The organism is Actinomadura sp. NPDC047616, assembly GCF_040642915.1.
GTDB lineage: Bacteria > Actinomycetota > Actinomycetes > Streptosporangiales > Streptosporangiaceae > Spirillospora > Spirillospora miaoliensis.
On record NZ_JBEYTB010000001.1, the window covers coordinates 721841 to 745784 of the forward strand.

25 protein-coding genes are annotated in these 23944 nt (G+C 73.0%); 18 read left to right on the forward strand and 7 right to left on the reverse strand.

Features of this window, described 5'->3' with window-relative positions:
* From ABZ801_RS03465 to ABZ801_RS03505, 9 genes are all read left to right on the forward strand, one after another.
* Complete coding sequence (locus ABZ801_RS03465) at positions 1–1596, forward strand: ABC transporter ATP-binding protein (RefSeq protein ID WP_360692149.1); 1596 nt, start codon at positions 1–3, stop codon at positions 1594–1596.
* The gene (locus tag ABZ801_RS03470) at positions 1593–2726 is read left to right on the forward strand and encodes an ABC transporter permease (RefSeq protein ID WP_360692152.1); all 1134 of its coding nucleotides are present in this window, start codon (positions 1593–1595) and stop codon (positions 2724–2726) included. The genes ABZ801_RS03465 and ABZ801_RS03470 overlap by 4 nt, the downstream gene beginning before the upstream one ends.
* A gap of 97 nt (positions 2727–2823) precedes the next feature.
* Positions 2824–3738: an ABC transporter permease gene (locus ABZ801_RS03475; protein ID WP_360692155.1), complete on the forward strand. Its 915-nt coding sequence runs from the start codon at positions 2824–2826 to the stop codon at positions 3736–3738.
* Between the two features lie 34 nt (positions 3739–3772).
* Complete coding sequence (locus tag ABZ801_RS03480) at positions 3773–4228, forward strand: VOC family protein (protein WP_360692159.1); 456 nt, start codon at positions 3773–3775, stop codon at positions 4226–4228.
* A 14-nt stretch (positions 4229–4242) separates the two neighbouring features.
* Positions 4243–4647: a nuclear transport factor 2 family protein gene (locus ABZ801_RS03485; RefSeq protein ID WP_360692161.1), complete on the forward strand. Its 405-nt coding sequence runs from the start codon at positions 4243–4245 to the stop codon at positions 4645–4647.
* Positions 4648–4781: 134 nt separating this feature from the next.
* Complete coding sequence (locus tag ABZ801_RS03490) at positions 4782–5597, forward strand: fumarylacetoacetate hydrolase family protein (protein WP_360692164.1); 816 nt, start codon at positions 4782–4784, stop codon at positions 5595–5597.
* A gap of 44 nt (positions 5598–5641) precedes the next feature.
* A complete protein-coding gene (locus ABZ801_RS03495; RefSeq protein ID WP_360692167.1) occupies positions 5642–6790 on the forward strand; it encodes a hypothetical protein in 1149 nt (382 codons plus the stop codon).
* The gene (locus ABZ801_RS03500; protein WP_360692170.1) at positions 6787–7554 is read left to right on the forward strand and encodes an aldolase/citrate lyase family protein; all 768 of its coding nucleotides are present in this window, start codon (positions 6787–6789) and stop codon (positions 7552–7554) included. The genes ABZ801_RS03495 and ABZ801_RS03500 overlap by 4 nt, the downstream gene beginning before the upstream one ends.
* The gene (locus tag ABZ801_RS03505) at positions 7551–7934 is read left to right on the forward strand and encodes a cupin domain-containing protein (RefSeq protein ID WP_360692173.1); all 384 of its coding nucleotides are present in this window, start codon (positions 7551–7553) and stop codon (positions 7932–7934) included. The genes ABZ801_RS03500 and ABZ801_RS03505 overlap by 4 nt, the downstream gene beginning before the upstream one ends.
* Here the strand turns inward: ABZ801_RS03505 and ABZ801_RS03510 are convergent.
* From ABZ801_RS03510 to ABZ801_RS03520, 3 genes are all read right to left on the reverse strand, one after another.
* On the reverse strand, positions 7926–8486 hold the full coding sequence (locus ABZ801_RS03510; protein WP_360692176.1) for a hypothetical protein: 561 nt from the start codon (positions 8484–8486) through the stop codon (positions 7926–7928). The genes ABZ801_RS03505 and ABZ801_RS03510 overlap by 9 nt on opposite strands.
* A gap of 269 nt (positions 8487–8755) precedes the next feature.
* Positions 8756–9634, reverse strand: coding sequence for an alpha/beta fold hydrolase (locus tag ABZ801_RS03515; RefSeq protein WP_360692179.1), 879 nt, complete (start codon positions 9632–9634; stop codon positions 8756–8758).
* Positions 9635–9637: 3 nt separating this feature from the next.
* A complete protein-coding gene (locus ABZ801_RS03520; protein ID WP_360692182.1) occupies positions 9638–12340 on the reverse strand; it encodes an AAA family ATPase in 2703 nt (900 codons plus the stop codon).
* A 132-nt stretch (positions 12341–12472) separates the two neighbouring features.
* Here ABZ801_RS03520 and ABZ801_RS03525 point away from each other — a divergent pair, with 132 nt between their 5' ends.
* Complete coding sequence (locus ABZ801_RS03525; protein WP_360692185.1) at positions 12473–13057, forward strand: GNAT family N-acetyltransferase; 585 nt, start codon at positions 12473–12475, stop codon at positions 13055–13057.
* 36 nt (positions 13058–13093) lie between these two features.
* Here ABZ801_RS03525 and ABZ801_RS03530 read toward each other — a convergent pair whose 3' ends face one another.
* Positions 13094–13744 carry a GntR family transcriptional regulator gene (locus tag ABZ801_RS03530; RefSeq protein ID WP_344952958.1) on the reverse strand — a complete coding sequence of 217 codons (651 nt, stop codon included), beginning with the start codon at positions 13742–13744 and terminating at the stop codon, positions 13094–13096.
* Positions 13745–14028: 284 nt separating this feature from the next.
* On the opposite strand from ABZ801_RS03530, the gene ABZ801_RS03535 reads away from it, so the two are divergent.
* From ABZ801_RS03535 to ABZ801_RS03560, 6 genes are all read left to right on the forward strand, one after another.
* On the forward strand, positions 14029–15165 hold the full coding sequence (locus ABZ801_RS03535) for a mandelate racemase/muconate lactonizing enzyme family protein (protein WP_360692188.1): 1137 nt from the start codon (positions 14029–14031) through the stop codon (positions 15163–15165).
* A 22-nt stretch (positions 15166–15187) separates the two neighbouring features.
* A complete protein-coding gene (locus ABZ801_RS03540) occupies positions 15188–16165 on the forward strand; it encodes a sugar kinase (RefSeq protein WP_360692191.1) in 978 nt (325 codons plus the stop codon).
* Positions 16162–16845 carry a bifunctional 4-hydroxy-2-oxoglutarate aldolase/2-dehydro-3-deoxy-phosphogluconate aldolase gene (eda, locus tag ABZ801_RS03545; protein WP_360692194.1) on the forward strand — a complete coding sequence of 228 codons (684 nt, stop codon included), beginning with the start codon at positions 16162–16164 and terminating at the stop codon, positions 16843–16845. The genes ABZ801_RS03540 and eda overlap by 4 nt, the downstream gene beginning before the upstream one ends.
* A 154-nt stretch (positions 16846–16999) precedes the next feature.
* Positions 17000–18394 (forward strand): sugar porter family MFS transporter, encoded by a 1395-nt coding sequence (locus tag ABZ801_RS03550; protein WP_360692197.1) that lies wholly within the window; start codon positions 17000–17002, stop codon positions 18392–18394.
* A 59-nt stretch (positions 18395–18453) separates the two neighbouring features.
* Entirely contained in the window at positions 18454–19227 is a 774-nt protein-coding gene (locus ABZ801_RS03555) for an SDR family oxidoreductase (protein WP_360692200.1), read from the forward strand.
* 43 nt (positions 19228–19270) lie between these two features.
* Positions 19271–19654 (forward strand): sensory rhodopsin transducer, encoded by a 384-nt coding sequence (locus tag ABZ801_RS03560; RefSeq protein ID WP_360692203.1) that lies wholly within the window; start codon positions 19271–19273, stop codon positions 19652–19654.
* A 286-nt stretch (positions 19655–19940) separates the two neighbouring features.
* Here ABZ801_RS03560 and ABZ801_RS03565 read toward each other — a convergent pair whose 3' ends face one another.
* Together ABZ801_RS03565 and ABZ801_RS03570 are read right to left on the reverse strand one after the other, a co-directional pair.
* Positions 19941–20495, reverse strand: coding sequence for a 2'-5' RNA ligase family protein (locus ABZ801_RS03565; RefSeq protein ID WP_360692206.1), 555 nt, complete (start codon positions 20493–20495; stop codon positions 19941–19943).
* A gap of 65 nt (positions 20496–20560) precedes the next feature.
* Positions 20561–21766, reverse strand: a complete 1206-nt coding sequence (locus ABZ801_RS03570; protein WP_360692209.1) for a helix-turn-helix domain-containing protein — start codon at positions 21764–21766, stop codon at positions 20561–20563.
* Between the two features lie 195 nt (positions 21767–21961).
* On the opposite strand from ABZ801_RS03570, the gene ABZ801_RS03575 reads away from it, so the two are divergent.
* Both ABZ801_RS03575 and ABZ801_RS03580 read left to right on the forward strand, forming a co-directional pair.
* On the forward strand, positions 21962–22231 hold the full coding sequence (locus tag ABZ801_RS03575) for a hypothetical protein (RefSeq protein WP_360692212.1): 270 nt from the start codon (positions 21962–21964) through the stop codon (positions 22229–22231).
* Positions 22228–22701, forward strand: coding sequence for a hypothetical protein (locus tag ABZ801_RS03580; protein ID WP_360692215.1), 474 nt, complete (start codon positions 22228–22230; stop codon positions 22699–22701). Before ABZ801_RS03575 ends, ABZ801_RS03580 begins: the two co-directional genes overlap by 4 nt.
* A gap of 344 nt (positions 22702–23045) precedes the next feature.
* On the opposite strand, the gene ABZ801_RS03585 is transcribed toward ABZ801_RS03580, so the two are convergent.
* Positions 23046–23825, reverse strand: coding sequence for an IclR family transcriptional regulator (locus ABZ801_RS03585; protein ID WP_360692218.1), 780 nt, complete (start codon positions 23823–23825; stop codon positions 23046–23048).
* Positions 23826–23944: the final 119 nt, after the last annotated feature.

Here is a 23944-nt window from a genome sequence, read left to right on the forward strand (position 1 = left end):
ATGGCCGACCAGCGGATGCGTACGGGCGGCGGCCCGCCCCCGGGCGAGCCCGCGCTGCGGCTGCGCGGCATCGGCAAGCGGTACGGCCGGGTCGTCGCCTGCGACGCGGTCGACCTGACCGTCCACCGGGGCGAGGTGCACGGGCTGCTCGGCGAGAACGGCGCGGGCAAGTCCACGCTGATGAAGATCCTGCTCGGGCTGGTGCGGCGCGACGCCGGGACGATCCACTACGACGGCCGGCCCGTGGACGTGCGCAGCCCCCAGGAGGCGGTGACGCTCGGCCTCGGCATGGTGCACCAGCACTTCAGCCTGGTGGAGCCGCTGACCGTCTGGGAGAACGTGATCCTCGGCGACACCGGCCGCGTCGACCGCGCCGCCGCCTGCGCCGAGGTCGAACGGGTCGCCGAACGCTACGGGCTGCCGATCGACCCGGCGGCCCGGGTGGCGCGGCTGTCGGCCGGGGAACGGCAGCGGGTCGAGCTGATCAAGTGCCTGCGCCGCGACCCGTCCGTGCTGATCCTGGACGAGCCGACCTCGGTGCTCACCCAGGCCGAGTCCGCCGAGCTGTTCGGCGTGCTGCGCGAGGTGGTGCGCGGCGAGGACCGCGCGGTGATCCTCATCAGCCACAAGCTGGCCGAGATCACCGCGGCCACCGACCGGGTGACGGTGCTGCGCGGCGGCCGGGTCGTCTTCCAGAGCGCGACCGCCGACACCACCCCGCGCGAGCTGGCCCGGCAGATGGTGGGACGCGACGTCTCGCTGCGCGCCGAGGCCGCCGCCGTCGGCATGCTGCCGGTGGAGCGCCGCGCCGCGTCCCCTTCCCGGGAACCGGCCGGCGAGCCGGAGGGCGGCGTCCCGGCGCTTCGGCTGCGCGACCTGGTGGTGCGCTCCGGCGGCGTCGCCCTGCTCGACGGCCTCACGCTGGACGTGGCGCCCGGCGAGATCGTCGGGCTGTACGGCGTGGAGGGCAACGGGCAGGCCACGCTCGGCGAGGTACTGTCCGGCCTGGTCGAGCCCGACTCCGGCACGGTGGAGATCGGCGGGGAGCCCGTCGACCTGTCCCGTCCGGGGGCGCTGCACCGGGCCGGGCTCGGCATCGTCCCCGAGGACCGGCACGACTCCGGCGTGGTGCTGGACATGAGCGTCGCCGAGAACCTGGTGATGAACTCGCTGGACGCGGTCGGCGGACGCGGCGGCCTGCTCAACCGGCGCCGCATGCTGGAGATCGCCCGGCGGCTGGCCGCCGAGTTCAACATCGTCGCCCCGTCGCTGGACGCGCCCGTGCGCAGCCTGTCGGGCGGCAACCAGCAGCGGCTCGTGCTGGCCCGGGAGCTGTCGGCGAACCCGTCGGTGCTGGTGGCGGCGCAGCCCACGCACGGGCTGGACGTCGGCGCCATCGAGGACATGTACCTGCGGCTGCGCAAGGCCGCCTCGTCCGGCGTCGCGGTGCTGCTGGTCAGCACCGAGCTGGAGGAGGTCATGGCGCTGGCGTCCCGGATCGCGGTGATCTCCCGCGGCCGGGTGGCCGGCGTGCTGCCCACTGCCGAGGCCAGCCCCGAACGCCTCGGCATGCTCGTCGGAGGGGTCGCGGCATGAACGGAGTGCGGCCGGGGGTGCTCCTCGGGCCCGGGGGCGCGCCGACGGCCGGGGTGACCGTGCTGGCCGTGGCGGTGGCGCTCGCTCTGTCGTCGCTGCTGGTCGCCGTCACGGGCGGGTCGCCCGCGGACGCCGTCGAGGCGCTGCTGCGGGGTTCGGTGGCCGACCGGACGGCCTGGAGTTCGACGCTGCTGTACGCGGCGCCGCTGCTGCTCGTCGCGGTCGGCACGTGCCTGAGCGTCCGCGCGGGCGTGTTCAACCTCGGCCAGGAAGGCCAGGTGCTGATCGGCGCTCTCGCGGGGGCGTGGGTCGGGCTGCGCCTGGCCGTGCCGGGACCCGCGCTGCTGCTGCTCGTTCTCGCGGCGGCCGCGCTCGCGGGCGGCGCCTGGGCCGGGCTCAGCTCGCTGATGCACCGGCTGCGCGGCGTGAACGTCGTCGTCAGCACCCTGCTGATGACCTTCCTCGCGCAGCAGCTCGTCGCGTACGCGGTCAACACGCCCTGGCTGCTGCAGGAGACGCGGCTGGGCAACGCGACCGTCTCGCCGCAGTCCAACAAGATCCAGGACGGGGCGCTGCTCGGCTCGTTCGGCCAGTACCCGGGTCTGCAGATCAACGGCGGGCTGATCCTGGCGCTGGTCGCGGCGGTGGTGGCCGCCGTGGTGATCGCCCGCACCCGGTGGGGCTTCCGGCTGACGATGCTCGGGCTCAACCCGCGCGCCGCCCGGCACGCGGGCGTCCGCGTCGCCGCGCTGGGCGGCACGGCGCTGGCGCTGTCGGGCGCGTTCGCCGGGCTCGCCGGGGCGGTGCTGCTGGCCAGCCCGGTCGGCACCAACCGCCTCCAGCCGGGCATCTCCAACAACATCGGCTGGGACGGGCTGCTGGTGGCGCTGGTCGCCCGCAACCGTCCGGTCGCGGCGATCCCGGTGGCGCTGCTGTTCGGCGTGCTGCGTTCCGGCGGCGGGTTCCTGGCCGCCACCGGCGTCCCGTCCTACCTGGTGGACGTGGTGAAGTCGCTGCTGGTGCTGGCGTTCGTCATCCCGCCGGTGGTGGTCGCCGCGCTCCGCGGCCGCGCGTCCCGCCGCGCCGCCCGCGCCACCGCCGCCCCCGTCCGGGAAGAGGTGCTCACATGAGCGAGCCGGAGCGGCGCGGCGCCGCCTGGACCGACGAGCCTGCGAGGAGGGAAGGCGGCGCCCAAAGGGCGCCGTGGAGCCGAGCGGAAGAGACAGCATGAGCGCGGTGGACAACGTCTCGACGATCCTGGCGAGCGGGGCGCGGCTGACGGTGCCGCTGGCGTTCGCGGCGTGCGGGGAGTACCTGGCCGAACGGGCGGGCACGGTGAACATCTCCGTCGAGGCGATGATGCTCGGCGGGGCGTTCGGGTCGATCGCCGTCGCGTCCGCCACCGGCAGCGCCACCACCGGGCTGGCCGCGGGCGTGCTGGTCGGGCTGGCCGTCGGGCTGGTCCACGGCACCCTGTCGCACCGCGCGGCGATCAACACGTTCGTGGTCGGCCTGGTGCTGAACGCCCTCGTCCTCGGCCTGACCAGCTACCTGATCACCACCAGCACGTTCGGCGGGCACCAGGTGTGGCAGGTCAGCGTGCCGGTGCTGCGCGACATCCCGGTGGTCGGGCGCGCCCTGTTCGTCGAACGCTGGCCCGCGTACCTGCTGCTCCTGCTGGTGCCGCTGACCTGGTGGCTGGTGGAGCGCAGCCGGTGGGGCCTGGAGCTGCGCGCGGTCGGCGAGGCCCCGCAGGCCGCCGACGTGACCGGCATCGACGTCAACGCGCGGCGCCGCCAGGCCCTGCTGTGGTGCGGCGCGCTGGCCGGGCTCGGCGGCGCGTACCTGGCGGTCGGCGAGGTCGGCTCGTTCAGCCAGAACATGACGGCAGGACGCGGGTACATCGTCATAGCGGCCGTGATCTTCGGTGCGTGGCGGCTGGGCCGCACGCTGCTGGGCTGCGCCCTGTTCGGGCTGGCCGACGCGCTGCGGCTGGCGCTGCCCGCGCTGGGTGTGACGCTGAACTCCCAGCTGCTGATCGTCGCCCCGTACCTGCTGGCACTGCTGGTCATGCTGGCGTTCGCCGCCAGGGACCGGGAGCCGCGGGCGCTCGGCGCGCCCTTCCGGCGGGGTTCGGCATGACCGTGTGTGGAAATGATCTCGAGGAGGAGACACTATGACGACCGGACTGACCCGCGCACGCTGGACGCACGTCGCACTGCCCACGGGTGACCTGGACAGGTCGATCGAGTTCTACACCACGCTCACCCCGCTGGTGGTGGTCGAGCGGTTCCAGGACGCGGACGGCGAGAGCGCCTGGCTGTCCAACGAGGGCCAGGTCGAGACGCCGTTCGTGCTGGTGCTGGTGTCCTTCAACAAGGACAAGGGGAAGCGGCAGGGGCTGCTCCAGCCGTTCGCGCACATCGGCATCGAGGTGCCCGAACGCGGCGACGTGGACGCCATGGCCGAGCGTGCGCGCGAGATGGGATGCCTGCACTGGGAGCCGCGCGACATGCCCGGCCCCGTCGGCTACATCTGCGCGTTGAAGGACCCCGACGGCAACGTCATCGAGATCTCCCACAACCAGAAGGTCTTCGAGACGGTCCGCAAGCTTTGGGGGGACGGATCCTGAGCACCGACGTCGCCGTGACACGGGTCGAGGAGCGGACCCGCGCCGCGGTGCTGCGCTACCTGGCCGCGCTCAACCGCCACGACGCCGACGCCGTGGCCGCCTGCGTCACCGACGACTTCGTCAGCGAGCACGTGTCGTCCACGGGCCAGGGTGTCATCGGGCGGGCCGCCTACCGCGAGCGCCTGGACGGCTTCCTGGCCGACTTCACCGGCCTGAAGTACGAGGTGGAGGACCTGGTGGTCCGGGACGTGCGCGCCGTGCTGGCGTACTGGATGTCGTTCCGGCTCGCCTCGGCGGGGCACGCGCCGGTCCGCGTCCGGGGCGTGTTCCGCTTCCGCGTCTCCGCCGACGGCCTGATCGCCCACCGCGTCGACTACTGGGACAGCGGTGAGGTGAACCGCCAGCTCGGCACCCTCTGACCTGCCCCGCGAGCGGCGGTGCGGCCGGGTGGCCGCACCGCCGCCTCGGCCTGCCCGCAGGGCCTCATCCTGCATGGTGAGATGCCATCTCTTATTTCTTGACAGCGATCTATCTCGCATCGAAAGATGACGTCGTGCATGTTGTGATGACCGCGGCCGGGCTGGGCCGGGTGGAGGACGGCGCGGTCGCCGTGCTCGACACGCCGTACCCGGACGCGGGCACCCTGATCGAGCAGACCGGATCGCTGGAGTCCCTCGCCGCCGCCCAGGTCGTCCGCCGTGTCCCCCTCACCGAGGACGGGGTCCTGCCGCCCCTGCCCCGTCCCCGCGCGCTGTGGGGCGTCGGCCTGAACTACCGCTGCAAGGCCGAGACCACCGGCCGCCCCCTCCCCGACGAGCCGATCCTCTACCTCGCCGCGCCCTCGTCACTGGGCGCGCCCGGCTCACCCGTCCGCGTCCCCCCGGGCCGCACCGCCGAACTCGACTACGAGGCCGAGATCGCCGTCGTCCTCGGCCGCCCCCTCTACCGCGCCGCCGCGTCCGAGGCGTGGGACGCCGTCGCCGCCGTCACCGCCGCCAACGACCTCACCGCCCGCGACGTCATGCGCGCGACCGCCGCGCCCGTCCTGGCCAAGAGCTTCCCCGGCTTCACCGCGCTCGGCGCGTCCCTGCTCGGCCGCGACGAGATCGCCGACAGCGCGGCGATCGGCGTGCGCGCCTGGGTGAACGGCGAGCCGCGCCAGGACGCTACCAGCGCCGCGATGATCTTCCCGATCCCCGAGCTGCTGGCCCGCGTCTCCTGGTACGCGGCGCTGCGTCCCGGTGACGTCGTGCTGACCGGCACGCCCGCCGGCACCGGCCAGGACCTCGGTGTATTCCTCACCCCCGGAGACACCGTCCGCGTCGAGGTCGACGGCGTGCTGCCGCTCACCAACCGGATCTCCGCGTGACCCCGCCGTCCCCCGTCCCCTCACCAGATCGGGAGCCCACCGCCATGCCCACCCGCTACGACCACGTGCTCACCGGTGGCACTGTCATCGACCCCGCGTCCGGTACCCACGACCGGCTGGACGTCGCGATCAACGGCTCGACCATCGCGGCGATCGGTCCCGGCCTGGCCGCCGACGCCGCCCTCGTGACCTCCTGTGCCGGGAGCCTGGTGCTCCCCGGGCTGGTCGAGGGCCACACGCACATCTTCCAGTACGTGTCGCAGGTCGGTGCGCCGCCCGAGGAGGCGCACCTGCGGCGCGGCGTCGTCGCCGCCGCCGACGCGGGCACCGCCGGCGCGTCCACGTTCCCCGCGTTCCGCAAGCTGATCGTCGAACCGGCGGACATGCGCGTCGTCAGCTTCCTCAACGTCTCGGTGCTCGGTCTCATCGACTTCCGCTTCGGCGAGTTGCTCAACCCGGACACGCTCGTCGCCGACGACGCCCTGGAGACCGCCGCCGCGAACCCCGACGTCGTACGCGGCTTCAAGATCCGCCTGTCCGAGGACGTGGTCGGCGAGCAGTGGGAGACGCTGCTGAAGAAGTCGCTGACGGTCGCCGAACAGGCGGGGCTGCCGCTGATGGTGCACATCGGCGAGACGTCCGAACCGCTGCCGGTCGTCCTGTCGTACCTGCGCCCCGGCGACGTCGTCGCGCACTGCTACACCGGCAAGCCGCACGGCATCCTGGACGGCGACACCGTGCTGCCCGCCGTGCTGGAGGCCCGCGACCGCGGCGTCCTGTTCGACTCCGCCCACGGCCGCAGCAACCTCAGCTTCGAGATCGCCCGCCGCGCCATCGCGTCCGGCTTCCTGCCCGACGTCCTGTCGTCCGACACCAGCGCCCGCAACTGGCGCGGCCCGGTCTTCGACCTGCTGACCAGCATCTCCAAGCTGATCGCCCTGGGCGTCCCGCTGATGGAGGCCGTGACCCGCGCGACCGTCCGCCCCGCCGCGCTGCTCGGCCTCGACGCCGAGGGCTACGGGCGCCTGTCGGTCGGCGGGCCCGCCCACATCACCGTCGTCACCGAGACCGACGAGGTGGAGCTGCCCGACGCCGCAGGCAACACGATCGTCGCGCCCCGTCTCGAACCGACCCTCGTCCTGCACGACGGCGGCGCCGTGGAGATCACGCCCTGGCGCGGCCTCCCGTCATGAGTCCGGCGAGGTCCCGGATACGCGCCGCCCTGACGTCGGGCCGCCGCGTCACCGGCACGTTCGTCAAGCTGCCCTCGTGCGACGTGGTCGAGATCTGCGCCGAGGCCGGCTTCGATTTCGTCGTCGTCGACCTGGAGCATTCGACCCTCACCGAATCCGACGCGATCGCCCTGGTCCGCCACGCCGACCTGTGCGGACTGGCGGCGCTCGTCCGCATCCCCGCAGTCGACGGGCCGCAGATCTGCCGTCTCCTGGAGAACGGCGCCGCCGGATTCCAGCTCTCCATGCTCCACGACCCGGCACAAACCCGCGCACTGCTCCAGGCGACACGCTTCGCCCCTGCCGGAACCCGCTCCATCAGCATGGCCAACCGCACCGCCCGCTTCAGCCTGCGCGAAGGTGGTCTCCGGGCCTTCCTGCGGGACGAGGCCGAGTCCCCGCCCCTGCTCGTCGGCCAGATCGAGACACCGGTGCACGGCCCCTGGGAGCCCCTGATCGGCGACCTGGACGTGGTGTTCGTCGGCGTCACCGACCTCGCCGTGAGCCTGGGGGCCGAGCCGGGCGGTGAGCGGCTCCGAGCGGCCGTCACCGGCATCGCCGCCGCCGCGGCCGAGCACGGCATCGCCTTCGGCGGCTGGACGCCCTCGCCCGACACGGCGGCCGCCCACGGCCTGGCCGCCGCCCGCTACCTCGTCACCGGCTCCGACCTGCAAATCCTCGCCACCGGCCTCAAAGCAGCCGCATCCCAAGGAGGAAACGGATGACGGAACGCAACCCGCAGCTCTACGGCCGCGTCATCAACTGGGACGACATCCCCGAAACCGAACTGCGCAGAGGCGTACGGCGCCGCGTCTACTCCACCGACGAGGTCATGCTGGCCCACCACCGCCTGTCCGTCGGCATGGACCTCAACCCGCACAGCCACGACGACTTCGACCAGCTCGTCTACATCGCCGAGGGCCGCTGCAACTACTACGTCGACGGCGTCCCCCACGAAATGACCGCGGGCTCGTTTCTGCTGGTGCCGCGAGGCGCCGAACACTACGTCGAGCCTCTGGAGGAACCCTGCGTCAACATCGACATCTTCGTCCCGCCCCGCGCCGACTTCGCCGCGTCCCTGACCTACCTGAACCGGTCACGATGACGGCGCGGCGGTGACGCGGACGGTCCCGCCGCTGAACTGCTCGACGGCGACGCGGACGCGCTCCTGGGAAATCCCGTCGGCGGGAAGGTAGATGTGCAGGGCGCTGCCCTGCGCGGAATGCATCTGCGACATCAGCCCGGCCCGCATCAGCCCGCGTCCCCGCCGGTACCGCTCAGGCTCACGCGGCAGAACGTACAGGTAGTCGAACTGGCCGGTGCGCGCTATCCACAGCCGCTCGATCGCCGACCAGGGGATCACGGTCTGGGTGCGGTCCCAGGCGAAGACCTTCATGCGGATGCCGTCGGCGGTCAGGGCGGGGTCGCCGCCGAACAGGGTCGGCAGGGCGACCAGCACGGCCAGCAGCAGCCCCGCCGCGACGCAGCCGAGCACCAGCGAACCCCCGGACGACACGACACGCGGCAGTTCCGAGGCGGCCAACAGGCTCGCGAGCCCGATGCAGACGACGGCCATCGCCGTGCAGGTCATCACCGTCCGGGCGGCGAGCCGGCCCTGCGTGATCCTCAGCTCCAGCACCGGCCCATCGCCCACCACGTCATCTCCCGCGAGCCACGTCCATGGACGATCGACGAGGCGACAGGTCCGCCTCGCCCGCCCGGCGGCCACCGCTGGTCGCCGCCCTCGCCACTCCAAGACCGCCACGAATCCTATAGGCCCGGGTCTTCCGAAGCTCCGGCGAGCCGCATGAGCGTGCCCGGCGGAGACGACCGGGGTTCCCAACGGCACGGCCCGGGGGCGCCGCCGGCCTGCCCCCTGACCCCCGCCCGGCCGCCGAGGGCCGTGCCGTTGCTCCCGGTGGGCCGTCACCCGGCCGTGTGCGCGAGGATGGCGGTGGCCAGCTCCTCGTGCACCTCCGGCGGCAGCGTGTGACCCATGCCCGCCACGATCATCAGCCGCGCCCCGGGGATCTGCTCGGCGATGATCGCGCTGTGGCCCGGCTTGGCCGGCTCGTGGCTGCCCTCGATGACCAGCGTGGGCGCCTTCACCTGGTGCAGCACGCCCACCGGCTCGAAGTCGGGCTTGGCCATCGCGGCCAGCCGGTGGTTGGCCACCGCCGACAGGTCACGGGCCCGGTCGTAGATCTGCTCCTGCAGCCGGCGCGCCGCGTCCTCGTCGAACGGCAGCCCGGTGCCGTGCAGCAGACGCTGCTCGGCGATCATGCCGTCGATCCGCGCGCGCCGGTCCGCCGACGGCGGGGCGGCCATCAGCGCCTGGTAGAAGGCCACGAACTCCGGCGTGGGCTCCGGCAGGCTCCCCTCGGGTTGCGGCTGCCCCGTCAGGGCCCGCATGATCACCTGGCCCTCGCCGCCGCCGAGCGGCGAGGAGCCGATGACGGTCAGCGAACGCACCCGCTCCGGCCGCTCCACGGCGACGAACTGGCCGAGCAGCCCGCCCGCCGAGTGGCAGACCAGGTGCGCGCTGTCCAGGCCGTGGGCGTGCATCACGCGGTACACGTCGTTCTTGATGTCGTCCCACGTGTACGGCTCCGCCGCGAAGTCGACGGTGCCCGACATGCCGGTGTCACGGTGGTCGTAGCGGATCACCCTGCGGCCCCCGGCGGCCAGGCGGCCGACGAACTCGTCCGGCCACAGGATGCCCTGCGACATCGACCCCATGATCAACAGGATCGGCTCGTCGGTCCCGGCGCCGAACTCTTCACTCCAGATGCTCACGTTCTGCATGTCTCACAGCATGTCGTCGCCGGGCACGGGCGCCTTCTGTAGAACTACTAGCCGCGCCAGTTCCGTACGGGAGCCGATGCCCAGCTTCGGATAGATCTTGTACAGGTGGTACTCGACCGTGCGCGGGCTCAGGAAGAGCCGGGCGGCGATCTGCTTGCTCGACAACCCGTCGGCGACCAGGCCCGCGATGCGCAGCTCCTGCGGGGTCAGCGCGTCGAGCACGGCCGCGGGCGGAGCCTGCCCGCTCTCGCCCGCCGCCCGCAGCTCGTCCTGCGCGCGCCGCGCCCACGGCCGGGCACCCGCCCGTTCGAACGTCTCCCACGCCATCCGCAGATGCGCCCGCGCCTCGCCGGGCCGCTGCGCGCGGCGGAGGCGCTCACCCAGCAGCAGGGCCGTCCTGGCCGCCTCGAAGGGGTTGGTGTGCAGCCGCAGCGCCTCGCCGAAGGCGTCCTCGGACGACTCGGCCAGGCCGCGGCAGCGGGCCAGCAGCGCCTGCGACTCGGCCGTCGCGGCGTGCTTCGACCACCGCTCGTACGCGGCCAGCACCGTCCGCGCACCCGCGTCGTCGCCCGCGCCCACGGCGGCCTCGACGCGGTCCGGCGCCGATCGCCACACCACGGTCGGATGTCCGGCGCCCGGTCCCGCCGCGACGATGGCCGTGAAGCGGTCGTGCGCCGCCGCGTGGCGCCCCAGGCACAGGTCGAGCAGCGCCAGCGCGTACGCGGCCACCCCCGCGCGCATACCCACCCGATGGGGGACGGCGATGGCCAGCGCCTCACGGGCGTGCCGCCTGCAGGACTCCTCCTCGCCCCGCAGCGCCGCCAGCACCGCCAGGTTGGCCAGGTGCGCGGCCACCGTGTTCTCGTACCCGGCTTCGCGGGCCAGCTCCAGGCCCTCCTCGGAGACGGCCTGGCTGCGCGCCAGCCGCCCGGCGATGCGCTCGGCGGTCGCCACGAACTCCAGCACCACCGGTAGCTGCCCCGTCATCCCCGACACCCTGGCCACCTGTCCGGCCCGGCCGACCATCTCGGTGGCCAGGTCCGACTCGCCCAGGTAGCTGGCCGCGGCCGCCGCCCACAGGTAGCCCGCCGCGTCCTCCAGTTCGCCGGCCCGCCCCAGCGCCCGCCGCAGCAGGCGCGGCCCGGCGGCGTCGCCGTCCAGCGTCAGGCCGATCCCGGCCACCGTGTCCCGCAGGAACCCCTCGGGGTGCGCCGCGGCCCGCCGGCCGAGTTCGACGATGGCCGCCGTGTCGCCGACGTACGAGGCCGCTTCCGCGGCGTCGGCCAGCATGTCCAGGCTCTCGCCCGCCGCCAGGATCCGCATGGCCTCGGCGGCGTTCCCCGAGTTCAGCTCGAACCGGCCCCGGAGCCGGGCGATCTCCATGGCGAGGGCGGCGTCCCCGCCGGCTCGTTCGCGCGCCTCGGCCAGCAGCGACTCCGCCTGCCCCGGACGGCCGCCGAGCCAGGCCGCGACGGCGGCGTCCTTCAGGCGGGCGGCCCGGGTGCGCGGCTCGGGGGTCAGCTCGGCGGCCCTGGCGAGGGCCGTGGCGGCGGCGCCGTACCCGCCGCGGTCGCGCGCCCGCTCCGCGGCGGTCACCAGCGCGGCGGCGACCTGCTCGTCCTGCCCCAGGGCGGCTCCGGCCAGATGCCAGACGCGGCGATCGTCCGTGGTCAGCTCCGCCAGGACGGCGTGCACGCGGCGGACCTCGGCGGGAGCGGCCGCCTCGTGCACCGCGGACCGGATGAGCGGGTGACGGAACCGCACGCTCATGCCCGACACCTCGGCCAGCCCGGCCCCTTCCAGCTCGGCCAATGCCGCCCGCCCGGCCCCGGCTCCCGTGTTGTCGCCGGGCCGTACCGGCTGCTCGGCGAACAACCGGTCGGCGGCGCGCAGGACCTGGTCGAGGTCGGCCTCCATGGCGGCGACCAGGGCGACGAGCCGAGCAGGGGCGGACAACGCGGCCACCCGGTCACCGAACAGCCGGGCGCCACCGGGCAACGGTTCGGGCAGCGGTTCGCGCCCGGCGAGCTGCGCGGGCGTCAGGCGGGCGGCGATCTCGCCCAGGGCCAGCGGATTCGCGCGGGTCAGCGTGACGAGATCCCGCGTCACATGAGCGGGCAGCCCACCACAGCGGGATTCCAGCAGCTCGGCCGCCGCGGACTCGGGCAGGCCGCGCACGTCCACCGTCAGCGGCACGCCCTTGACCGGCACGTCCCCGCGCACGGCGAACAACATCGCGATCCGTTCCGTCCCCAGCCGCCGGGCGGCGAACAGCAGCGCGTCGGCCGAGGCCCGGTCGACCCACTGGAAGTCGTCGACCACGCAGATCAGCCCGTCCGGCGCGGCCGCCTCGGCCAGCAACGACAGCACGCCGGCGCCCAGCAGGAACCGATCCCCGGCACTGCCCGCGGCAAGCCCCAAGGCCGTGCTCACGGCGTCGCGCTGCGGTTCGGGCAGCGCGTCGAGCGAGCCGGTCACCGGCCACAGCACCTGGTGCAGCGCCGCGAACGCGAGGTCGGACTCGGACTCGACGCCGGTCGTCCGCAGCACGCGCATCGCGCCGCCGCGCGCGGCCGCCGCGTCGAGCAGGGCGGTCTTGCCCGCGCCCGCCTCGCCCCGCAGCACCACCGCGCCGCCGGAGCCCTCGCGGGCCCGCACGATCACCTCGTCGAGTGCGCTGATTTCCGCAGACCTGCCGTAAAGCACGAACCCCACAGTAGGAGGCCGCCCTACCCGCACGTCGGCCGTCGAGCGCACAGTCCAGCCGCCCGCTCGGGGAACACACCGCCATCCCAGGCGTCGGTCAAGGCGCGGGACGAACTCCCTAGACTCGTCGCCATGGTGAATGTCCGGGAAGCCACGATCGATGACCTTCCGCAGGCGGCGGAGACGCTGGCGGCGGCGTTCGCCGACTACCCGTGGACCCGGCACACCGTGGCCCACGACGACCACGTCGGCCGGATACGCCGCATCCAGGCCCTGTTCTTCGAGCACATCGGGCTGGCGCACGGCCGGGTCTGGGTCGCCGACGACGGCCGCGCCGTGGCGGTGTGGACCACTCCCGACACCGACGCGGAGGCGGCGTTCGGCGAGATCGGCCCGCTGGTGACGGAACTGGCCGGCGATCGGGCCGAGATCTCGGAACGCGCCGAAGCCGCGCTGAGCCCGTACCGGCCGACCGAGCCCGTGTGGTTCCTGGGCACCGTCGGCGTGCATCCCGCCGTCCAGGGCAAGGGCCTGGGCCGCGCGGTGCTGGAGCCCGGCATCCAGGCCGCGGCCGAGGCGAAGGTACCGGCCTTCCTGGAGACCGCCGACCCCGGCAACGTCGCCTTCTACCGGAAGCTGGGCTTCGAGGTCGTCGCCGAGGTGGACGTCCCCGACAACGGCCCGAAGACCTGGTGCATGAGCCGCCCCCCACACTGACCACGGTGAGCCTCCTCGGTCAGGCCGGGCTGGGAGTCAGCCGCCGAGGTAGGTCTCGATGTGTCCTGTGGCGACCCGGTCGACCTCGTCGGCCTTGCCGGAACGCAACGCGGACAGCAGGGCCCGGTGCTGCCGGGGGATCTCTTCCGGGGACGGGTGGCCGGGGGCGTCCCGTACGAAGTAGGCGCGCACCCGTGGCTGGATCGTGCGCCAGATCTGCAGCGCCTGGGCGTGTCCGCTGGCGGCGATGACCGCCTCGTGGAACGCCACGTCGAGGTCGGCCAGCCGTTCGGCGGACCCGCCGTTCTCCGCGGCGTCGGTCATCTCCTCGACGAGGCGTTCGAGCCGGTCGAGCAGTTCGGGCGGGCGGGTCTCGGCGATCTCCCGGAAGGCGAAGCGCTCGATCGTCAGCCGGATCGGCACGAGGACCTCGCGCACCTCCCGCTGGGTGATCCCGGCGACCTCGGCTCCCCGGTAGGGATGGGTCACCACCAGCCCCTCCTGCTCCAGGATCATGATCGCTTCCCGGACCGGGCCGCGGCTGACCCCGGAGCGGGCCGACAGTTCGCGCTCGACCAGCCGGTCGCCGGGTTTCAGCTCGCCGGTGGCGATGGCCTGGCGAAGCCAGTTCAGGATCCATTCGCGCCGTGAGGCCGGCGGGGTGGACGGCGGCATCGAGCTCGTCACTTCTGTCCCATCCAAGGTCGAGAGCCCGCCGCGTGCGGGCACCCGGACCCTACGATAGCCGCCGCCGCGGGATGGCAGATGGTTGACCATCTGCCATTTGCCCGTTTAGTGTTCCGCATCACCGCACCGGCCCTTCCCGGAGGACGGTGCGCGAGACCCGCCTTCCCGCTGCCGCGAGACCGGTGTCCGTCCGCTCGGAGGACACCGGCCGGGGCGTCCGGCGAATCGACCGTCCGGTGGCTCCCAGAGCCGTCCGGAGCCATCCACGAACGAATCAGGACCAGATGAAAATCCGTGACATCCGTGCAGCCGGCCTGCGAGGCGCCACCCCGGAGGGCGGGTGGCAGGACGAACTCACCCCCGACGACGTCGTCCACACCCTGGTGGCGGTGCACACCGACGAGGGACCGATCGGCATCGGCAGCGTGTTCACCAGTGAGGCTCTGGTCCGCGGTGCCCTGGAGATCCTGCGGCCGCTGCTGATCGGCGAAACGGCGACCGAACCCGAGCGGGTGTCGGAGCGCCTGCACCGGGCCACCTTCTGGATGGGCCGGGGCGGCACGGTGACGCACACGATCAGCGGCGTCGACATGGCGCTGTGGGACGTGCTCGGCCAGGTCACCGGCCAGCCCGTGGGCCGCCTGCTCGGCGGGCGGTACCGGGAGCGCGTCCGCCCCTACGCCTCCCTGCTCATGGACGAACCGGAGATCCTCGCCGAGCGGCTGCGGCGGCTGGCCGAGCAGGGCTGGCGCGCGTTCAAGATCGGCTGGGGGCCCTTCGGGCGGGTCAGCGCGCGGCTCGACGAGCGGATCGTGGCCGCCGCGCGCGAGGCCGTCGGGCCGGACGCGCTGCTCATGGTGGACGCGGGCGGCAGCGACAGCGCATGGTCCAACGGCTACAAGTGGGCGCTGCGCACCGCCCGGATGCTCGACGGTTACGACGTCGCCTGGTTCGAGGAGCCGCTCAGCCCCGACGCCCTGGACGACTACGTGCACCTGCGCCGCACGGCCACGGTGGCGATCTCGGGCGGGGAGGTGCTGACCCGGCGGCAGAGCTTCCACCCGTGGCTGGAGGCCGGCGCGCTCGACATCGTCCAGCCGGACGTGACCAAGGTCGGCGGCCTGAGCGAGCAGCGCCGCATCGGATGGGCCGCGCAGGACCACGGCGTGCGGCTGATCCCGCACGGCTGGAACACGGCCGTGGGACTGGCGGCCGACCTGCAACTGGCCTCGGCGCTGCCCGGCACCGACCTGGTCGAGTACGTCACGGGCTCGCCCTACGTCGACTCGATCACCGCCGAGCCCTGGCGGCTGGACGACGACGGGATGCTCGCCATCCCCGACACGCCCGGCCTCGGAATCCGACTCGACCCGGAGGCCCTTGACCGCTACGCCGACGCGACCGCCCTGCTGCGGCCGTGACCGGCCGGACGGAGAGCAGACCATGAACACCGCGGGTCTGGTGACGCTCGGCGAGACGATGGCGGTCCTGACGCCGGCCGTGTCGGGACGGCCGGGCCCGGGAAACCCGCTGCGCGTCGGCATCGGAGGCGCCGAGTCCAACGTGGCGGTGGCCGTGTCCCGGCTGGGCGCGCCCGGCACCTGGATCGGCCGTGTCGGCGACGACGATCTGGGCCGCCTGGTGGTCCGCGAGCTGCGGGCCGAGGGCGTGCGGGTCCTGGCCGAGGTCGACCCCCACGCGCCGACCGGGTTGCTGCTGAAGGAGCTGCGCGGCGGCCGCCCTCGGCGGGTCCGCTACTACCGCACCGGCAGCGCGGGCTCCCGGCTGTCGCCCACGGACGTCGACCGGGCCCGCCGGGCCATCGCCGACGCGGGCGTCCTCCACCTGACCGGGATCACCGCCGCCCTGGGGCCACAACCCCGCGCCGCCCTCGCCCGCGCGACGCAGGTCGCCCGCGACGCGGGCACCCGCGTGTCCTTCGACCTCAACCATCGCCGCACCCTGTGGCCGGACGCCGCCGCGGCGCCGGTGCTGCGGGATCTGGCCGCGTCCGCCGACGTGGTCTTCGCGGGCGCCGAGGAGGCGGCGCTGATCCTGGGGCGTCCGGCGGCAGGTGAGGCCACCGTGGACGACGGCAGGGAACTCGCCGCCGCCCTCCTGGCCCTCGGGCCGGGCACGGCCGTGGTGAAGCTGGGCGCGCTCGGGGCGGTCGCCGCTCACGAGGGCGGCGTCGCCTACGCGCCCGCCCGTGCCGTGACCGTCGTCGACCCGGTGGGCGCGGGCGACGCCTTCGCCGGGGGTTATCTGGCCGAACTGCTGAGAGGCATGCCGCCCGACGTGGGCCTGCGCACCGGCAACGCCATGGGCGCGGTCGTCACCGCGACCGAGGGCGATTGGGAGGGGCTGCCGACCCGCGCCGAACTCGCCGAGGACCTCCAGGGCGAGGAGGTCATGCGATGAGCCGCGTCGACCGTACGTCCGCCGCCCGTCCGGTGACCGGGCCGCTGCTCGGGCGGTGCCCGATCGTCCCCGTGGTGGTGCTCGCGGACGCCGCGGACGCGCTGCCGATGGGCGAGGCGCTGCTGGCCGGAGGCGTTGACGTCGTGGAGATCACCCTCCGGACCCCCGCCGCGCTGGACGGCATCCGCAGGCTCGCGGCGCTGCCCGGGATGCGGGTGGGCGCCGGGTCGGTGGTCCGTCCGGACCAGGTGGACCAGGTCGTCGACGCGGGCGCCGCCTTCGTGGTCAGCCCGGGGACGTCGGCCGCCGTTCTCGACCGCGCCCAAACCCGGTCGGTTCCCGCGTTGCCCGGCGTGGCCACCGCGTCCGATCTCATGGCGGTGGTCGCGCGGGGGCTGACCGAGGTGAAGTTCTTTCCGGCGGGCCTTCTGGGCGGCCCCGCCGCGATCTCCGCGCTCGCGGGTCCCTTTCCCGGCGTGTCCTTCATGCCCTCCGGCGGTCTCGACGTCGCCACCATGGCCGGGTACCTCGCGCTGCCGTGCGTACCCGCTGTCAGCGGAAGCTGGATGGTGGCACCGGAACTGCTCGCCGGGCGGCGGTGGGACGTCGTCACCACCGAAGCCGAACGCGCGCTGCGCCTCGCCGCCCAGGCCCGCCCGGCGCCCCGGCCTGAGGGCTGACCGGACGAACCACACTGAATAGGCCGTCGGGCCTAGAAGGTCATTCATCACGAGCGATCCCACCCGCCCCGCCCGAAAGCAAGGAATGCGTATGTCCGGCGAGTACACGGCTGCGGCCCCGGCCAGACCCACAATCGGCAGACCGCCCCGCCGGGTGGTCCTCATCTCCGCCGCGGGCGCCGTCGGGGGGTTCCTCTTCGGCTTCGACACGGCCGTCATCAACGGGGCCGTCGACCCCATCAAGGAGAACTTCGCGCTCGGCACGGTCGGTCTGGGCGTCGTCGTCGCCATCACCCTGTTCGGCGCCGCCACGGGGTCGCTGCTCGCCGGGTGGATGGCCGACCGTCTCGGCAGGACCAGGGTCATGGGGGTGGCCGCGCTGCTGTTCATGGCCTCGGCGACCGGCTGCGCGCTGTCGTCGGGGTTCTGGGACCTGGCGGCATGGCGCCTGCTGACGGGCGTCGCGGTCGGCTACGCGACGGTCCTCGGCCCCCTCTACATCTCCGAGATCGCGCCCGCCTCCGTCCGCGGCCGGCTCGCCTCGCTCCAGCAGATGGCCATCGTGCTGGGGATCTTCGCCGCCCTGCTCTCGGACTCCCTCATCGCGGCCGTGCTCGGCGGCGCGGACGCCAGATCGTTCCTCGGACTGCCGGCGTGGCGGTGGATGTTCCTCGCCGGGCTGGTCCCGGCGCTCCTCTACGGCGCCCTGTCCCTCCGGCTCCCCGAGTCCCCCCGCCACCTGGCCGCCCGGGGCCGCCGCGAGGACGCCTGCCGGATCCTGGCCGACCTGCACGCGATCCCCCGCGAGCAGGCCGAACGCGACGTCGACCGGATGAACGCCACCGTTCCCGGCGAGCACCGCCCGCGCTTTCGCGACCTGCTCTCCCGCCGGAGCGGGCTGCTGCCCGTCGTCTGGGTCGGCATCGGCATCGCCGCCCTCCAGGCCCTCGTCGGCATCGACGTGATCTTCTACTACTCGAACTCCCTGTGGAGTTCGGTCGGGTTCGACGAGTCCGCCTCCTTCGGCCTGTCCGTGCTCAGCTCACTGATCAACGTGGTGGCGACGATCGCCGCCATCGCGCTCATCGACCGGGTCGGCCGGCGCCGTCTGCTGCTCGCCGGCTCGGCGGGCATGGCGGCCAGCCTCGTCCTGGTCAGCGTCGGGTTCTCCAGGGCCGTCGTGGCCGGCGACGAGCTGACGCTCCCCGGGGCGTGGGGGCCGCTGACCCTCGTCGGCGCCAACGTGTTCGTCGTGTGCTTCGCCGTCTCCTGGGGGCCGGTGGTGTGGGTGCTGCTGGGGGAGATGTTCCCCAACGCCATCCGCGGGGTGGCGCTCGCGCTCGCCGCGTCCGTCAACTGGTTCTCCGGCGTGGGGCTCAACCTGTCCTTCCCCACCATGCGGGAGATCTCCCTGCCCGGCAGCTACGCGGTGTACGCGGTCATGGCCGGGCTCTCCTGGGTCCTGGTCTACTTCGGCGTCCGGGAGACGACGAACCGCGAACTGGAGGACATGACCGACAGCCTCGCGCCACGCGCCCCCCGATCCTGAGCGCGCCCCCTCTACCCGCGGCCACACGGCCATTGGCGAACCACCGGAGGCACACCACGATGCGGAACGACATCACTTTGATCACCGGAGCGGGATCCGGTATCGGGCGGGCCGTCGCGATGCTGCAGGCGTCGGCCGGACGCCCCCTTGCCCTGCTCGACACCGATGAGGCCGGCGTGCGGGCGGCCGCCGCGGAGGCGGAGCGGCGAGGAGCTCCGCGAGCGCTGGCCATCACCGCCGACATCTCAGCAGAGGCCGACGTCGCCGACGCCTTCGCGCGGTGCCGTGCGGACCTGGGCGTCCCCACCCGCATCGTCGCCAACGCCGGCGTCGAGATCGCGCGCAAGGCGCACGAGACCTCGCTCGCCGAATGGTCCAGGGTGATCGACGTCAACCTGAGCGGCACCTTCCTCACCTGCCGCGACGCCATCCGGCTGCTTCTGGACGCGGGCCTTCCCGGTGCGATCGTCTGCGTCTCGTCCCCCTCGGCGTTCGTGGGGTTCGCCGGAGGGTCCAACAGCGCCTACGGAAGTTCCAAGGGCGGGGTCTCCGCCCTCGTCAGAGCGCTCGCGATCGACTACGCGGCGTCCGGCATCCGCGTCAACGGCGTCGTCCCCGGCGCCACGGCGACCCCGTTGCTCGACGTCACCACGGGCGCCGGCGGCGACCTGGCCGAACGCGCCCGGACACAGATCCCCATGGGCCGGCTCGCCCGTTCCGAGGAGATCGCCGAGGCCATCGACTGGCTGCTCGGCCCGAAGGCCGGCTACGTCACCGGCGCCCACCTCCACGTCGACGGCGGCCTCACCGCCCGTGGCGCCAACGATTTCTGACACCACCGAAGCCCCGACCGGGGCGACTTTGAAGGGAACACGCGTGCAGTCACGTCCGACCGGTATCGGATCCACCGCCTGGGTTGTCGCCGACGGCTACATCCCACCCCGCAGCACGGGTCCCGAACCCGAGATGACCAGCCACGACAGTATCTGCATGCTCAACGCGGGAGACGCCGAGGCCCGGGTCGAGGTGCACGTCTACTTCACCGACCGCGAACCCGCGGGCCCCTTCGTCCTGGCCATTCCCGCCCGGCGCGCCTTCCACCAGCGGATCAACGACCTGGAGGACCCGGAGCGGATCCCCGCCGGCACCGACTACTGCCTGGTCGTCACCAGCGACGTGCCCATCGTCGTCCAGCACACCCGCCTCGATTCCCGCCAGGAGGCCAACGCCCTCATGAGCACCATCGCCTTCCCCGCATGATGCCCACCGCCTGCCCCTGACCCGACCTCCAGCGCCGCCGCCGCGCGGGCTAGCCCCGCGCGGCATGCCTCGCCACCGCGCTCACGCCGCTGGAACCCCAAGACCACAACCCACAGCGGCCCACCGGGTGCGCAACAAGGCATAATCCCGCTCCTAGCTCGGCTCACCACGGCCACGAAGGGCGTGGTCAACGTTCAGGTAGCTGCTCTACTCCAACCACGACGACAAGGCCTGCCAACGCGATCGCATTGAAGTTCGGCGACGGTGAATCCGGCGGGGCTCGGGATCACGCGCCGAGATGCACCACCTTGAGGCGGTCCCACCGATACAGGCGCCCTGCTCGTTCCTGCGCCACGAGGTGCACCTCTGCCACCTTCAGCGGCTGCATGGCCGGGCGCGGAACGAGTGCTTCGATGACGGGCGCGGCCGGGCCGTCGCTGTTGCTGTAGGCGATGGAGATGTGCGGCGTCCAGTCGGGCTCGTCGGCGAGCTGATGGATGGTGACTGACCGGGCGACCGCCTCGCGGATGGCCGACCGCACCGGATCCAGCGCCCGTGGCGGGCGGATGCCGAGCATTACCGCCTCGCTGTGGAACCAGATCTTGCCGATCTCCACCTCGATGGGATCCACGCGTCTCAGGCCCTCAGCGGCCGCATCGGCCATGGCCTCGATCTCTGCATCGGGGATCTCGTCGGTGAACCCGACGATCTGCGTGGTCATGTGCAGCCACTGGCGCGGGACGAAGTCCAATCCGTCCAGTGCCGCCAGCCGCTGCTGGCACTGCCGGGCCAGTTCACAAACCGCGGGTTGGTCGTCAACCAGGATGTGCCAGACCAGCAACCGGCGGCCCGGTCGGACACCTGGGCGCCACCACCAGTGGTCCGACATGCGTTCGGGGAGGGGGCTCACGGGTTCTCCGGGGCTTTGAGGGCCTTGTGTTCCAGTGATCCGGCTTGGAAGTCCCGGATCTGTTCTTGCAGTTCGGCTGCTTTCGGGTTGCTCTTGTACCGGCTGTGGCCGAGTCGTCGGCCCACTTCGCTCATGCGGCCGGTGATGGTGACGACACGGTACTCGGCCCCCAGTTGGAACACGGGCGCGAGTTCGCCGAGGGCGCCCTCGACCTCGCCGGTCATGACGTGGGCCAACGCTGCCCCGATACGGACCTGTGCCCATGTGCCGTAGACCCACTGACTTCCCTCGGCCCACGCGTCGTCGGCGGCCCGGACCGACGCCAGCATGGCCTTGGAATCTCGTGCGCCGAGCCCGACCTGCAGGGCATAGGTGGCTTGCCGGGCTCGCGAGCATCCCCATGCGTCCGCAGGCTCGTCCAAGCCGTCCTGCTCATCCCGCACTTGCTTCGCACGGTCGAGGGCTTGGTAGGCGCCGGTGATGTCGCCACAGGACTGCAACGCCGTCGCTTCGGAGACGGCGAGCAGCACACGACCGCGCCCGCCGACGGGGCAGAGCTCGAAGCCGCGGCGGGCGAGATCGGCGGCCTCGTGGTGCCGGTCCTCCCAGCGGGCGGTCTTGGACTGGGCGCACAACACCAGCGCCCGGGCGAGGTCGGAATCGGCCTCCTCGGCGCACGTCCATGCGGCGTAGCCGTATGCGTCGGCGAGGGCGTACTGCCCCACGTCGCCCGCGAGCAAGTTGATGAGAGCGAACAGTTCCGAGGCCAATTCCAGCAGGGCGTGTTGCTGGGCCAAGCGTTGGCGACCGCCGCGCAGGATCGTCGCGACGCGCTTTTGTAGGACTCGGGCTTCCTGCAGCACGGTGAGCGGTGGCTGACGTGCGTAGTCCACGATCAGACGGCGCACGGCCGCCTGCAGGTAACCGATCTCCCCGTCGCCTACGTTCGACTGTTCCAGCCAACCGGCCAGCTCGACCACGTCATCGGGTTTTGTCTTGACGGAGGATTTACGCAAAGCTGCCAGTGCTCCGCCAGCGCCGAGGACATCATCGAGCCTATTGGCCATCGACTCTGACGGCGGTTGAAGGTCACGCCACACCTTGGACAAGAGGCCGGGGTCATAATGCGTGATCTTGGCCAATTTGCGCAGGCTGATGCCCTGCTGATCCATCAGCGCGCGCATCTTCTCACCGAAGGTCATCGCATACACCATCTCCGCTCCCGGCGCCGGATGTTGGCCGTTGCCTGTTGACGTCAACCCCATGTCAACAAGTCAACGACTTCAACCGTAATGGCCGGGGCGCTTCTATGAGCGGTGCAAAAGCCGATCGGCCCCGGCTCGGTGCGGACACACCGAGGGAATCCGGGGCCTCGCCGGACGAAAGGGGTCCGACTCATGGAGCAGTATGACCGATTGCGGGCGCTCGCCGAGCAACTGGCCCGCAGCGGCGTGAAGGTGACCGGACTGCTCGGCGTGGCGACGCCGGACGCGGCGGACACGATCACGTGCCGGGAGCGCGAGGACGACGGCGACCGGCTGTGGTTCTTCATCGGGGCGGGCGAGCCGATCGCCGAGGCCGACGACGAGCACCTGGACGACGCGGCGGTGCTCGTACTGGGGCACCTCAACCGGCGCGCCGAGCAGGCCACCGGGGCGGGGCGGTGACCGCGCCGACTGCGCAGGCGGGGCCGGTGCGATGGGACACCGACGCCATCGCGGCGCAGCTGCGCGCTCGGTATCCCCGGGTGTTGCTGTGGTGGAGCGAGCGCAACGGTTCGTGGCTGGCGATGGTGCTGCGTCCGACCAGCCATCCGCTCGGTGACGAGCTGCTCGAAGCGGTCACCCCCGCCGAACTGGAGCAGCGCCTCGCCGCCGCCGGAGTGTGGCCCGTCCACACGCAACAGGCACCGGCCGGGGTGCCGGGGACGGGCGGGATGGTGGCGGGCGTCTGGTCGCCCCCGACGCCTCCGCCGTTGCCTCAGCCGCAGCGCATCGCGCCGATCCCCCCGCGCCGCGAGCGTCCGGAGCAGCCCGAGCGTCCCGGACGCCCGAAGCGCCCGGAGCGTCCGGTGCGTCGGGGGTGGTTGGCGCGTCTGCTCGACCGGCTGACCTACACCGAGCCCTGGGACTGGTGACCAGGGGGCGGCCGCGTGGTGGAGACCCCCGGGATCACCGCGTCGTCGTCCTTTCCAGCCGCACCCCGGGGCGGGGAAGAGCAGCCCGGGAGTGCGGTACCCGGCGGCGGCGCGGCCTGCCGATGCCGCGCCGCCGCTCAAACCGCCGCGTCCCCGGGATCAATGTGGCCCGGCCCCGGGGACGTGGCGCCAGACGGCGGGGCGGCCGGAACAGCGCGGCCGGCCGCCCCGCCCCGCAGACCAGGCGGAAAAGCGGGCGCGTCCGACGGGGGCGAAGACCTACGACACGGCTGCACCGTCCCCACATGTGCTCTGCGGAAGGGACTGGAGGCGTGCGCAGGGGGTCAGCCGGTGGCGTTCAGGGGTTGGTTGGCGCCTAGGCGTTGGGAGAGGGCGCGGGTGGTTTCCAGGAGGGCGCGGGCCATGGGGGAGTCGGTGTCGCGGGGGACGCTGACCGTGGTGCCGACGATGGCCATGGCGGCGATGATGGTGTCGCCCTCGAAGACGGGGGCGGCGATGGTGTGGACGCCGTTCTCGGAGGGGGAGTTGACCGACAGGCCGTGTTCGCGGATGCGGTCGAGCTCCTCGGCGAGGTCGGGGGAGCGGCGCAGGATGCGGGTGAGGCCGGGGACCTGGTCGGCGGGTAGGTGGGCGCAGAAGACGCGGCCCTGGGCCGAGGCGGTCAGGTCGAGGCGGGAGCCGACGCGGACGCTGATGCGGATGAGGTGGTCGGTGTTGTCGGCGGAGCGGACGACGGTGGGGGCCTCGCCGTCCCAGATGCTGAGGACGACGGTCTGCCCGACGGCCTTGACCAGGCGGTCCATGTACGGTTCGGCGGCGCTGACGATGGGCAGGGCGGCGCGGGCGGCGGCGGCCAGGGTGAGGACCTGCGGGCCGAGGGAGTACAGGGCGGTGCGTTCGTCGTAGCGCAGCAGGTTGGCGGCGCGCAGGGCCTTGGTGTAGCGGTGGGCGGTGGCCTTGCTGGCGCCGAGCCGGGTGGTGATCTCGTTCAGGCTCAGGTGCGGCCGGCTCACGGTGAAGGAGTCCAGGATCAGCGCGGCGCGCTGGACCGTCTGGATGGTGGGGGCGGTCTCCGCCCCGTCCCCGGCGATCTTCGCAGCCATCTTCCCCCTACCTCCAGCCTCGGCGCGGCGGCCGTAGCAGACGGCAATCCCATCATGCGGACGGCCCGGAGGACGGGTCTTTCGCGACAGTGCCGTCTCTCTATGCGAGACGCAATCAT

Coding starts and splice junctions, on each gene's coding strand:
- ABZ801_RS03515 (WP_360692179.1), bottom strand. CDS start 9,634: ATGCAGAACGTGAGCATCTGGAGTGAAGAGTTCGGCGCCGGGACCGAC.
- ABZ801_RS03500 (WP_360692170.1), top strand. CDS start 6,787: ATGAGTCCGGCGAGGTCCCGGATACGCGCCGCCCTGACGTCGGGCCGC.
- ABZ801_RS03540 (WP_360692191.1), top strand. CDS start 15,188: ATGAACACCGCGGGTCTGGTGACGCTCGGCGAGACGATGGCGGTCCTG.
- ABZ801_RS03575 (WP_360692212.1), top strand. CDS start 21,962: ATGGAGCAGTATGACCGATTGCGGGCGCTCGCCGAGCAACTGGCCCGC.
- ABZ801_RS03480 (WP_360692159.1), top strand. CDS start 3,773: ATGACGACCGGACTGACCCGCGCACGCTGGACGCACGTCGCACTGCCC.
- ABZ801_RS03535 (WP_360692188.1), top strand. CDS start 14,029: ATGAAAATCCGTGACATCCGTGCAGCCGGCCTGCGAGGCGCCACCCCG.
- ABZ801_RS03465 (WP_360692149.1), top strand. CDS start 1: ATGGCCGACCAGCGGATGCGTACGGGCGGCGGCCCGCCCCCGGGCGAG.
- ABZ801_RS03570 (WP_360692209.1), bottom strand. CDS start 21,766: ATGACCTTCGGTGAGAAGATGCGCGCGCTGATGGATCAGCAGGGCATC.
- ABZ801_RS03495 (WP_360692167.1), top strand. CDS start 5,642: ATGCCCACCCGCTACGACCACGTGCTCACCGGTGGCACTGTCATCGAC.
- ABZ801_RS03470 (WP_360692152.1), top strand. CDS start 1,593: ATGAACGGAGTGCGGCCGGGGGTGCTCCTCGGGCCCGGGGGCGCGCCG.
- ABZ801_RS03505 (WP_360692173.1), top strand. CDS start 7,551: ATGACGGAACGCAACCCGCAGCTCTACGGCCGCGTCATCAACTGGGAC.
- ABZ801_RS03475 (WP_360692155.1), top strand. CDS start 2,824: ATGAGCGCGGTGGACAACGTCTCGACGATCCTGGCGAGCGGGGCGCGG.
- ABZ801_RS03585 (WP_360692218.1), bottom strand. CDS start 23,825: ATGGCTGCGAAGATCGCCGGGGACGGGGCGGAGACCGCCCCCACCATC.
- ABZ801_RS03525 (WP_360692185.1), top strand. CDS start 12,473: ATGGTGAATGTCCGGGAAGCCACGATCGATGACCTTCCGCAGGCGGCG.
- eda (WP_360692194.1), top strand. CDS start 16,162: ATGAGCCGCGTCGACCGTACGTCCGCCGCCCGTCCGGTGACCGGGCCG.
- ABZ801_RS03555 (WP_360692200.1), top strand. CDS start 18,454: ATGCGGAACGACATCACTTTGATCACCGGAGCGGGATCCGGTATCGGG.